This window comes from Rhizobium sp. USDA 4016 (genome assembly GCF_056279705.1).
Genome location: NZ_JBWCCY010000004.1, coordinates 617,501 through 628,319 on the forward strand (window position 1 = coordinate 617,501; position 10,819 = coordinate 628,319).

Here is a 10,819-nt window from a genome sequence, read left to right on the forward strand (position 1 = left end):
ATGTCCATCCACGACCAAGTCAACCTTGCTGTTTCGCGTCGGCATTTTCTGATCGGCGCATCGCTGAGCGGAGCAGGCCTGGTCATCGGCCTTCGGCCGTCGCCGTCATGCGCTGCCGCAGAGGCGTTTGAAGCAAATGCCTTCATTCGCATTCCTGCAGAAGGCAAGATTGTTTTCATCATGCCCTCCGTGGAGATGGGGCAAGGCATCTATACCTCGGTGGCGATGCTGCTGGCCGAAGAGCTGGAAGTCCGCCTCGATCAGGTCACGCTGGAGCATGCACCTGCTGATCCTGCACGTTATGCAAATCCTTTGATAGGTGATCAAATCACCGGCGGTTCCCTTGCCATTCGCGCTGTTTACGAGCAGATGCGCAAGGCAGGTGCCACGGCCCGGATCATGCTGGTAAACGCTGCTGCGCATGGTTGGAACGTCGCAGTGGATACGTGCAAGGCCGAGGCCGGGCATGTCGTTCACGCTGCAAGCGGCCGCCGCGCCGACTACGGGAGCCTGATACAGGCTGCAGCATCAGAGCCCGTTCCGCAGGAAGTTCCGCTAAAATCCGCGTCCAGCTTCAAAGTGATCGGCCAGTCCATCCGACGTCTCGACAGCCCCGAGAAGGTCAACGGCACGGCCAAGTTCGGTATCGACGCCCGCCCGGAAGGCGTGTCCTATGCGGCGATAGCGATCTGTCCCCACTTCGGCGGGAAACTGCGATCGGTCAAGGATGGACCGGCAATGGCGGTCAAGGGGGTCCGACAGGTCGTCCGGATCGAGGATGCAGTCGCCATCGTGGCCGACAATACTGGTGCCGCACGCAAGGGGCTTGCAGCACTTTCCATCGAGTGGGAGCAGGGCGCCGATGGTGCTCTCTCGCTGGCCGATCTCGAGAAGCGCGCGGAGGACGCGATCGGCGGCAGCGCCTTGCCCCACATAAACGAAGGCGATGTCGCAAAGGCGGAATCCGAACACAAGCCCGCCCTTGAATTCGTCTACCGCCTACCGATCCTCACGCATTCGGCGATGGAGCCGATGAATTGCACGGTTCACGTCCGCAACGATAGCTGCGACGTATGGGTCGGCACCCAGGTGCTGGGCCGGGCAAGACAAGTGGTTGCTGACGTCACAGGCCTCCCGTTGGATAAGGTCGTCGTGCACAACCACCTTCTCGGTGGCGGTTTCGGCCGGAGGCTCGATGTCGACGGCGTCATTCTGGCGGCGAAGATCGCAAAGCAGGTGGATGGCCCGGTTAAGGTCACCTGGAGCCGCGAGGAAGACATCCGCCACGACTGCTACCGCTATCTAAATTACAGTAAGATCACCGCGACGCTGGGTGCCGATGGCATGCCGGTTTCCTGGCGGCATCGCGTCATCGGCCCATCCGTGATGGCGCGTTGGCTACCGGCCTTCACGCGCGATGGCATAGACCTCGACATCATGACTGGTGCGGAGACGCCGTATGCGATCCCGAACAAATATACGGACTTCGTGCGCCACGAGGCTCCGGACGGAATGTTGACGGGCAACTGGCGCGGCGTCGGTGCCACGCGCAACGTCCCGGCAATCGAAGGCGGCGTCGACGAACTGGCTCACGTCGCGGGCATCGACCCGCTCGATTACCGCAGGCGGCTGCTTCAGCATAAGCCGCGCCTTCTAGGTGTCCTCGACCTAGCGGCGGAGAAGGCGGACTGGTCGACCACTCTCCCCCAAGGCAAGGGAAGGGGTATCGCCCTTTTGGAGGATTTCGGAAGCTTTGCCGCGATGATCTCCGAAGTAAGCGTAGGGGAAGATGGCAAGCTCAAGACCGACCGCATCATCTGCGCTGTCGACTGTGGCCAGATCATCAATCCAGACACGGTAGAAGCCCAGATACAGAGCGGCATCATCTACGGCCTCAGCGCTGCACTCTACGGACGCATCACGGTCCAGAACGGTGCCGTAGTGGAGGGCAACTTCGACGATTCTCCCGTTCTGCGAATACACGAGACGCCGAAGATCGAGGTGCATATCGTGCCCAGTTCCGAGGCACCAGGCGGCATAGGGGAGGTTGGCACACCCGGTGTTGCACCCTCGCTCTTCAATGCGATCTTTGCGGCAACCGGCAAGCGGCTGCGGTCGCTGCCGATCGATCAGAACGAATTGCGGAGAGTGTGATCATGGCCAAGCGGTTTCTCGCTATCCCGCTCGCCGCTGTTGTCGCTACGATCGGGAGCGTTGCCGGCTTAGGACCATTGGGCTATGCCGAAACATCGGATGGTGGAGCGCTGAAGACCGTCTCCGATTTCGATGCGATAACGGAGACCAGCGCGCGCTCGAAGGCTATCTTCGAAGAAGCCAGCCGTGTCATGACGCATCCGCGCTGCATAAACTGCCATCCGGCAACGCGCAGCCCGACGCAGGGAGAAGACTTGCATCAGCATGTGCCGTTGATGAATGCCAGCCAAAGCTCGCTGGGTCCGGCTGGGCTTGTCTGCAGCACTTGCCACGGTGCGGAGAATCGTCCGATCGTAGGCAGCCGCATGAAATCCATTCCGGGCAACGCACACTGGTCATTGGCACCGGCCAGCATGGCCTGGCAAGGGCTGACGGTGGGTGACATATGTCGGCAGGTAAAAGATACAAGCCGGAACGGCAATCGTTCGCATGCCGACCTCATACGCCATATGGGCGAAGACCATCTGGTCGGCTGGGCTTGGCATCCGGGGGAAGGACGCAGTGCCCCTCCAGGCTCGCAGGAGACCTTTGCCGCGCTCGTCGCCGCCTGGGTCGAGACTGGTGCCGAATGTCCAGATTGAGCAATGGCACTCTTCTAGACAGCCGTTGGCGAACCGCCACCCTTGTAGCATTTGCCAGCGTAACTCCGGAATTTTAACGCAGTTCACGGAGCTTGCATCCCCCACGGGGCCTACTCTGTTGTGGTTCGTCCAGCTGCGCCGTCCTGTCGAACTGGCAGCGACCGGCTGATCGCGAGACAGGTTGAATCGGCGTCATCATCTTCCCTGGCTCCGGCATCACCGGTAATCTCGCCGACAAGGCCCGCCGCCTCGGCATTCCCGTCTGGCAGGCATCAGGAGACGGCGCGTGAGCGCCGTTTTCCTGCAAGTATGGAAATTATGGATATTATGGCGGTCAAGGAGGTGAGCTGACCATGAAACAGTTTACCACGGGCGATCTCAACAAGCGGATTGGCGATGTCACGGATGCGGCGGCGCGTGAACCAATCGTGATCACCCGGCATCGCAAGCCCCGTTATGTGCTAATGAGCTATGAGCACTATGAGCGCATACGCGCCGGCGCTGATCCACGCCGAACCGTGAAGGCGAGTGAGATGCCGGATGAGCATGCCGAACTTTTCGCCGACGCGCTCGATCGACTGTCACGCGGCGAAGGATATGACGATGGTTCGTGAATATCGTCCCGGCGAAATCGTCACCTATCCCCACCTCTGGACCTGGCAGCAGGACCCCGGTGGAACTAGGGACGCAAGGAGCGGGCCTCGTCTGCGTTGGGATCGCCGTTCGCTCAATCTGCGATAAGTACTAATTAATTGGCTTGCGCTTGCATAGCGTGAAGCTGTCCTGTGGCATTCGGCCTTGCCCAATTCCAGAAGATACCCGGGCAGTTTGACAAAAGGGGCCGGTTCCCGGATCGTCTGTGCTCGACGGCAAGCTTGGAAGCCGTGTTGGCGAGATTTCAATTCGAATGGGAGGATGGCATGAACGACCACGTTTACAAGAAGGTCGAACTGATCGGCAGTTCGAAGACCTCTGTCACGGAGGCGATCGAGACGGCGATTTCGCGGGCCTCAAAGACGATGAGAAACCTCGAATGGTTCGAAGTCGATCAAATCCGCGGACACATCAAGGATGGTGCGGTGGCCCACTACCAGGTGGTCATGAAGGTCGGGTTTCGCATCGACGACTGATGCGCTGCGATTGGCGAGAACCCTGCCAACTCCCACATTGTCTTCTGTCATGGACCCAATGGGCAAAGACGTCTGATGCACTCGCCCTGGAAGGGGCGAACATGGAAATGGCGTTGGTGTCGAGAAGAGAGCTCACAGATCAACTTTGCGGGAGGAGACCGGGTTGCGGGCGAAAACATCGTCGTCGAGATCGAGATCGGCCGGAAAGGTCTTCAGGTACTGGACCAGGCTAGGCCGATCCTTCCGGAGTGCCTTCCTTGCTGCCTCTGCGGCTCCTACGCTGACGAGGGCGGCGGCGGCGCGACCGTGCGCGTGATCGTTACAAACTCGCCAGCGGCGGCTTTATCGATAACATGAGAGAACGACGCCTTTGCGTCCTTTAGACTAACTGTTGACACTGCGTGTCTCCTGAAAAAGGGTCATTTGGGACTCCTTTTGGAAATTGACGCCGACAAAATCAAGCAAGAATTTCAACCGCTTGCCACGTTGGTTGAGTTTTCTCGCAGTGCGCGGTGCTGTGCCCATTCGTGCTCACCTGGATCATGCAATCCCGCCACATGCTTGAACTCGTGGCCAGGACCAGCCCGCTGGCCCTCGCCTTCCGGCGATCAGCAGGTCGTAACGTCCGATCGGCGTCCCCCTGGCGGTGAGGGGCGAATTTCCCCGTCATAATGCGCTTGACGCTAAACTCGTTATGTGAGGTCGAAATTGCCACTGAAATATGATTTTCTCCAAAATTCCCGTCGTTCACTTCAAGCAAGGATAATGGCACCCGCACGTGACGTGCTGTAATATGCTGTTTGAGGCTCACCCAGGAAGATCTGGTATGGAGCGCCGTCTAGCAGCAGTCCTGATTGCGGATGTCGTCGGCTACAGCCGAATGAGCGAGGTCGACGAAGAGGGAACGCGTGTCCGCTTCCACGCCGACCTGCACGAACTCTTCGAGCCGAAGATCGCCACGCATCACGGCCGCCTGGTAAAGACCATGGGCGACGGCGTGCTCGTAGAGTTCCACAGCGTGGTGGATGCCGTGCACTGCGCGGTGGAGGTTCAACAGGAGAAAGCCGAGCGCAACACAGCACTGCCGCCCGAACAGAGGATGGTTTTCCGCATTGGCGTCAATCTCGGCGACATCATCGTCGAAGGCGAAGACATTCACGGCGACGGTGTCAACATCGCCGACCGCATGCAGGTGCTGGCGGAACCCGGCGGCATCGCAATATCCGGAACCACCTATGACCAGGTGAGATCGAAGCTCGCGGTCGGTTACCTTGCGCTGGGCGAGCGGAGGGTCAAGAACATTGCCGAGCCTATCCGGGTCTATCGCGTGGTGCTTGACCCCGCAGTGGAACGCAGCACCATCGGAGCGACGAGGACCCTGCGAGCTTGGGCTATTCCCGCAGCCGCCATGGGTATCGCTGTCTTTCTATTGGCGGGATTGGCATGGTGGCAACCTTGGCAGACGGAGGATGCTGCCTCCATTGCTGCTGTCGACACCCGACCGTCCCTCGTCGTGTTGCCTTTCGACAACCTCAGCGATGACAAGGAGCAGGGCTACCTTGCCGATGGCATTACCGAGGATTTGACAACGGAACTGGCACGCATTCCCGGCCTGTTCGTAATTTCGCGCAATGCTGCATTCACCTTTAAAAACAGGGCCAGCATGCCATCAGAAGTTTCGACCCAATTGGGCGTTCGATACATCCTGGAGGGCAGCGTACGTCGTGCCGGGCCCGAAATGCGCATCAATGCGAAACTCATAGACTCGACGACCAGTGGCAACGTGTGGGCGGAGCGGCTCGACGGGGCATGGAGCGACGTGTTCGAGCTTCAGGACAAGATGGTTGGGGAGATCGCAACCGCCCTCAAGCTTCGCCTGGTCACGAGCCATCAAGTTGCATCGATCGCTGGTGGAACAAATAACCTCGCCGCATACGAGGCATATTTGCGCGGTCGCGAACTGGAACTGAGGGAAAGGCCGGAGGACTGGGTGGAAGCCGTAAAGTACTATGAGCGGGCTCTGGCGCTTGATCGCGCATTTGGCAATGCTGCGGCGGCACTCGCCTGGATGTATCGGGAAGCACATTGGACCGAGGCACGGTCGAAAGTGTTGGGGCTTACGCAGGATGAAGCCCGCAGCAAGGCAGACGCCTATTTCACGCAGGCCGCCAAGAATCCCTCTCCGGCGTATTACAGACTCCTCACGGCAAAGCTGAACCAGATGCAAAGGTCCGATGAGGCGATCGCCGCCGCGGAGCGGGCCATAGCGCTCGATTCGAGCGACCCTTCCAATTACGAGTGGCTGAGTGCGGCGATGATTTTTAACGGCAGGGCCGAGGATGGTCTCGGCTACCTTGATGCCGCAACACGTGTGGATCCCGATTGGTCACGCTGGCGCTACTTGCTTGCCGGGCTCGCCTACTTCTCGATGGACCGCTTCGAGGAAGCTGTCGTTGCCTTCGAAAAGATTGCTCCGGAATCGAAGGAAACCTCCTATTGGGACTTTTGGTCCAATTACCAGGGCCTGATGTTGCTCATCTCCGCCTATGGGCAACTGGATCGACACGCTGATGCTGCCGCCGCCCGTGAGAGGTTGAAGCCCTACCTGGCCCAAGCGCAAGAACCTGAATACACAGGGCTGATGGCTGCGGTCGAATTCCCGTTCAAGAATTACGTCGACCTGGAAAGAGTGCTCGTGGGTATGCGCAAGGCAGGCGTGCCGGACCTGCCTGAGGGTTTCAGCCCGAAGCCGGAAGATCGCCTCGACGGCGACGCGATAAGGTCTCTCCTCTTCGGTCACGAAATCCAGGGGCGCAATATCGAGACAGGCGAGGCATATCGGCGAGTGACGGCACCAGACGGCACGACAGTGATCACCGTCGGAGAATGGTCCGATCAGGGGAGCAGCAAAATCGAGGGCGATATGCTCTGTTCCATCTACCCGACGCGGTGGCGTTTCTGCGGCGTCATTGTCCGCAATCGCGACGGCACGTTCGCCCAAAAGAACGAGTATCGGTTGATTCTTCAGTGGGACAGGTTCGAATTCTCGATGGTGAAGTGAGCTGCGGTCTGACTGAAGTACACTTAGGCGGCCGGTGCAGCCTAACTCCGCGAGATTGTGCTCCATCCTCGGGCTCCTATGCGCCCAGCAATAGAACTTGTGCACGACAATCGCGGAGAAGCCGATGCGTCGTTTCGCAATCATCAATCGCGGGGCCGACGATCTTCAACGACTTTGCTGAATGAGTGGCGGCGGATCGGTTCATAGCCGTGATGGATGTGCAGCTTGCCGCGCCCAGACAGAGCTCGCCGATGGTGTCCTCGATATTGGCAAGCGCCTGCGCGCGACGATGCAGGCCGATCTGTCCCGCGTGGTCAAAGCCGGGTGGAGCTTCCGCGCCTGTTGAGACTCGGCGAAGACCTTTGGCAGAGACCGGGATTGGTCAGGGCGAGGTTCCCGAAGATTGCCGCGCCAGGCTGGCATCGAGCGAAATACGTCCCTGTGGTCGGGCGGCGAGGCGGCGGCGCAGCGATACCGCCGTGAGGCACTGAAGTCTGGCGGTGAGGCATGCCAGGCTCGCTTGTGGGCGAGGATGGACGAGGAGGCGTTGATCCGGACGGTGCCGTGCATCATGGGCGCGGGCGGTCTGCAGCCGGGACGAATCGGATGGCCACAGATGGACATCTCGCCCATCGGCCGCATCGAGGACCATTCCCGTTTTATGCCGCCTTTTAAGGGGCCGGCCGCCATCAGCGTCAACCCGCAAGGGGTTCCCCTGCGCTTGCGCTCCGGTGACGCCTGCGGCTCGGCCCCTTCTTCGGGCGCCATCGGGAATGGTCCCGAGCAACCGAAGGAGACAATACCATGGCCACCACGATCGCAACCCTGACGCAGAAGACCGACGGCACCCTCGAAGGCGTCTTCGCCACCATCCGGGTCAATGCCCCGATCGCCATCATCCCGAACGCCAACAAGGCGAGCGAGGAAGCCCCGGACTACCGCGTCATCCACCGCAAGACCGGCTTTGAAATCGGCGCCGCGTGGGCCCGCATCGCCCGCCAGACCGGCGAGGAATACCTCTCCGTCAAGCTGGAAGCACCGGAAATCGGCGTGATCTTCGGCAATCTCGCACCCGCTCCAGGTGGCGAACCGAACCGCAAGGTCATCCTCTGGAACAATCCGGCCTAATCCGGAATGCCGGCCCTGGCAACGGGGCCGGCCCCACCCGCGAACGCACACGCATCCGATCCGAGGAGCCTCCCATGAGCCGCTACACGATCACCGTCAAGAAAACCGCCTCCCGCCATAGCGATCCCGACGCCGTCATCGGCTACGACCGGCCGCTGCAGACCTTCTTCCTGCAGGCTTTTCCGGACGAAGACGGCGATGACCTCGCACTCTGGCTCGGGACCGAATTCCGCGCCTTTGAGACCATTTGCGCCCGGCGAGCAGCAGCGCTGGCGAAAGGTTATGATTTCATTCCGATCTCATCGGGCACACTTGGGAAGTTGCTCGACGACTACTCGCGCGAAGCCCTTCGATCCGTGCCGGACGGCATCATCCAGGATCTTCTGTCCAGTAGAGCCCCGAGCGACTGAGGCGTCAGTATTTCCGTACACAGGCAAAAACCCGAGGCTTCCGGTCGAGCTCGACCACCTGAGCTTCCCGGCTCTGGTCTACGCGACGCGAGCCGAAGACGGTATCCAACATCTGGTCCGCCCCAACCGGACTGAGATCCCGGCCAACCAGCCGCCTCGCAAGCGGACACGGATAACATACAGCATTTACAACAATGCTGTATCTGGCGGATTTGTGTCCATAAAGACGCTATAATCGCCGGCACCAAATACCTATGGAGACCAGCATGCCCCGCACAGGTGGTTCCTATTCGACAAGTGATCTTTCCCGGAAATCTGGCGATATCATCGCCGAGGCACTGCGCCATCCAGTCACGATCACCCAACGCAACAAGCCGCGCCTCGTGCTTCTCAACATCGATGACTACGAACGCCTGATGCGGCAATCCGATGTCCGTTCAGTCGGCATGCTTGAAACTATGCCGCGCGAGTTGCTCGACGAATTCGAGGCCGCGGTCGACGCCTATGCGGAGACCGACGAGGCCAGCCGGTGAGCAGCTATGACGACATACAGACCGCGACGGTCATCCGCTATCCCTATCTCTGGGCTAGAGAGGCCGGCAACAGCAAAGCCTTTTTCCTTCCCCTTCTCCGCGAGTTCATAGCGCGTCGCAAGTCGTTTACCGAGGTCGGCCGGTCCAGATAATGCCCAGAATTTGCCCCCGCCAGCGGGGCGGGGCTGGGCTCACCCTCGGCCTGGAGGAACCCGGCGGCATGCGGCTGAACTCTTAGGAATACGGTCGCGACCCCTGGTCGGGGTCGCGGGTTCTCTTCTTTCTGCCCTCCCATTCTACGGCTGCTCAGCCCGCGTCAAGGACGAGCGTGGGCCCCCGGTTTTATCTCCGCTCCGGTTCCCTGCGCTCCGACAAAACCGGCACCCCACTCGCCGGCCCCTGCCGGTCGCGTTCCGCGATCCCTGACACGCGCGTCGTGCGCACGTAGTCCCGTTGACGTCATCAAAAGGAGACGATCAACATGACCACTATCGATCAAGTCAACGAACTGCGTGCCGAACTTCGGAGCTGCTACTTCACCAAGGAAGAACGGGCCAAGGCCGAAGCTGAACTCACCGCCCTGATTGCACAGGCGCAGGCCGGGGACGAGCAGTTCGAACGCGAGATCGAAATATTTCTCGCTAACCTCGAATGACGTCAGTGAAGACGAGGGACAGTGAACCTCTCCTCGGCGCTGGCTGGGCAACGCGGCCGACGTGCTGGCCGTCAATGCTCCTGATCGCCAATTACTTGCCGTGGCGACGTCGGCGAGGATTTTCTCAGATAACTGAAAAAACAGTGCCAACCGGAATAGTCAGTCGGCTCTAGACATATCTGTCGTCTCTCCGCTGAACTCTCCTGCGCTTGAAATGTAGATAGATTGATATACATTATAGTTGATTCCATCTACATGTGAGCGCCATATGGCAATCAATGTCAATAATCCGGAAGCCGATGCTCTCACGCGCAAGTTCGCACAAATGGCAGGGGTTACGATCACAGAAGCGATCGTCATCGCCATGAAGGAAGCGATAGAGCGCCGGCGCAATACCGAAACGCCGCTGCAGACCGCGAGACGGCTGCGGGAGAAGCATCGGATCGCCATCAATGACGTAGCGAGGAAACCGCTTCCACGCGAGGCCTTCGATGAGATGTGGGACGAAGACTGATGTTTGTTGACGCCTGCGCGATCATCGCCCTTCTATCGGAGGAGCCGGAGGCGGAGCGGGTCTCAGAAGCGATCGCTTCGACGAAAGGCCCGATGACATCGCCGATCGCCGTGCTGGAAGCTGCTCTGGGGCTTGCCCGTCCGGACAAGTTCAACATTTCGGTTCAAGCCGTAGAGCCACTGCTGCTCGAATTTCTCGACGAGCGAGGGGTCGAAATTCGCGAGCTGCCGCCGGCGATGGAGACGACCCGGCTTGCATTGTCGGCGGCGCACCGTTACCGCTCAGGACGCCATGGTCTCAATCTCGGCGATTGTCTGCATTACGCTTGCGCCAAATATTATGACGTGCCGATCCTGGCGACAGATGACGAATTTCGGCAGACCGACGTCGAAACGGTCCCATGACAAGCTTCCCTGGTGACGCTCCTAGTGCCGGTCAGTGCAATCATACTGAGTGCGTTATTTCTCGGTGAGCGGTTGGAGCCGTTCGAATTAGCCGGGATGGCATTGATCATGGCCAGCCTGATCTCATAGATGGCAGGATTTTCCGCCGCTGAAGCAGTCAATGTATAGGGCGCTTTTAGCCGCATAAAT

The 10,819-nt window shown here is 59.7% G+C and carries 13 protein-coding genes and 1 pseudogene; 13 read left to right on the top strand and 1 reads right to left on the bottom strand.

What is annotated here, in order from left to right; translation table 11 throughout:
* The 4 genes from ACZ9DP_RS18370 to ACZ9DP_RS18385 all read left to right on the top strand — a co-directional run bounded on the left by ACZ9DP_RS18370 (position 1) and on the right by ACZ9DP_RS18385 (position 3,925).
* Complete coding sequence (locus ACZ9DP_RS18370; protein ID WP_476203167.1) at positions 1–2,154, top strand: xanthine dehydrogenase family protein molybdopterin-binding subunit; 2,154 nt, start codon at positions 1–3, stop codon at positions 2,152–2,154.
* Positions 2,155–2,156: 2 nt separating this feature from the next.
* Positions 2,157–2,795, top strand: a complete 639-nt coding sequence (locus ACZ9DP_RS18375; protein WP_239597474.1) for an Isoquinoline 1-oxidoreductase subunit — start codon at positions 2,157–2,159, stop codon at positions 2,793–2,795.
* A gap of 353 nt (positions 2,796–3,148) precedes the next feature.
* Positions 3,149–3,409, top strand: coding sequence for a type II toxin-antitoxin system prevent-host-death family antitoxin (locus ACZ9DP_RS18380; protein WP_476203168.1), 261 nt, complete (start codon positions 3,149–3,151; stop codon positions 3,407–3,409).
* A gap of 306 nt (positions 3,410–3,715) precedes the next feature.
* Positions 3,716–3,925 (top strand): dodecin, encoded by a 210-nt coding sequence (locus ACZ9DP_RS18385; protein ID WP_022718555.1) that lies wholly within the window; start codon positions 3,716–3,718, stop codon positions 3,923–3,925.
* A 132-nt stretch (positions 3,926–4,057) separates the two neighbouring features.
* Here the strand turns inward: ACZ9DP_RS18385 and ACZ9DP_RS18390 are convergent.
* Positions 4,058–4,323 (bottom strand): annotated as a pseudogene (locus ACZ9DP_RS18390) (type II toxin-antitoxin system Phd/YefM family antitoxin).
* A 428-nt stretch (positions 4,324–4,751) separates the two neighbouring features.
* Between ACZ9DP_RS18390 and ACZ9DP_RS18395 the strand changes: the two are divergent.
* The 9 genes from ACZ9DP_RS18395 (at position 4,752) to ACZ9DP_RS18435 (ending at position 10,759) form a co-directional block, all read left to right on the top strand.
* Positions 4,752–6,986 carry an adenylate/guanylate cyclase domain-containing protein gene (locus tag ACZ9DP_RS18395; RefSeq protein ID WP_476203169.1) on the top strand — a complete coding sequence of 745 codons (2,235 nt, stop codon included), beginning with the start codon at positions 4,752–4,754 and terminating at the stop codon, positions 6,984–6,986.
* Between the two features lie 804 nt (positions 6,987–7,790).
* Positions 7,791–8,114 (top strand): DUF736 domain-containing protein, encoded by a 324-nt coding sequence (locus tag ACZ9DP_RS18400; RefSeq protein WP_028740169.1) that lies wholly within the window; start codon positions 7,791–7,793, stop codon positions 8,112–8,114.
* Positions 8,115–8,188: 74 nt separating this feature from the next.
* A complete protein-coding gene (locus ACZ9DP_RS18405; protein WP_476203170.1) occupies positions 8,189–8,524 on the top strand; it encodes a hypothetical protein in 336 nt (111 codons plus the stop codon).
* Positions 8,525–8,790: 266 nt separating this feature from the next.
* Positions 8,791–9,057: a type II toxin-antitoxin system prevent-host-death family antitoxin gene (locus ACZ9DP_RS18410; protein WP_074069438.1), complete on the top strand. Its 267-nt coding sequence runs from the start codon at positions 8,791–8,793 to the stop codon at positions 9,055–9,057.
* On the top strand, positions 9,054–9,209 hold the full coding sequence (locus ACZ9DP_RS18415) for a hypothetical protein (RefSeq protein ID WP_476203171.1): 156 nt from the start codon (positions 9,054–9,056) through the stop codon (positions 9,207–9,209). The genes ACZ9DP_RS18410 and ACZ9DP_RS18415 overlap by 4 nt, the downstream gene beginning before the upstream one ends.
* 329 nt (positions 9,210–9,538) lie before the next feature.
* Positions 9,539–9,712: a hypothetical protein gene (locus tag ACZ9DP_RS18420; protein WP_476203172.1), complete on the top strand. Its 174-nt coding sequence runs from the start codon at positions 9,539–9,541 to the stop codon at positions 9,710–9,712.
* A gap of 268 nt (positions 9,713–9,980) precedes the next feature.
* Positions 9,981–10,226, top strand: coding sequence for a type II toxin-antitoxin system VapB family antitoxin (locus ACZ9DP_RS18425; protein WP_476203173.1), 246 nt, complete (start codon positions 9,981–9,983; stop codon positions 10,224–10,226).
* Positions 10,226–10,630, top strand: a complete 405-nt coding sequence (locus ACZ9DP_RS18430; RefSeq protein WP_372413836.1) for a type II toxin-antitoxin system VapC family toxin — start codon at positions 10,226–10,228, stop codon at positions 10,628–10,630. Before ACZ9DP_RS18425 ends, ACZ9DP_RS18430 begins: the two co-directional genes overlap by 1 nt.
* A 24-nt stretch (positions 10,631–10,654) precedes the next feature.
* A complete protein-coding gene (locus ACZ9DP_RS18435; protein ID WP_420882117.1) occupies positions 10,655–10,759 on the top strand; it encodes an EamA family transporter in 105 nt (34 codons plus the stop codon).
* The last annotated feature ends 60 nt before the right edge of the window (positions 10,760–10,819 follow it).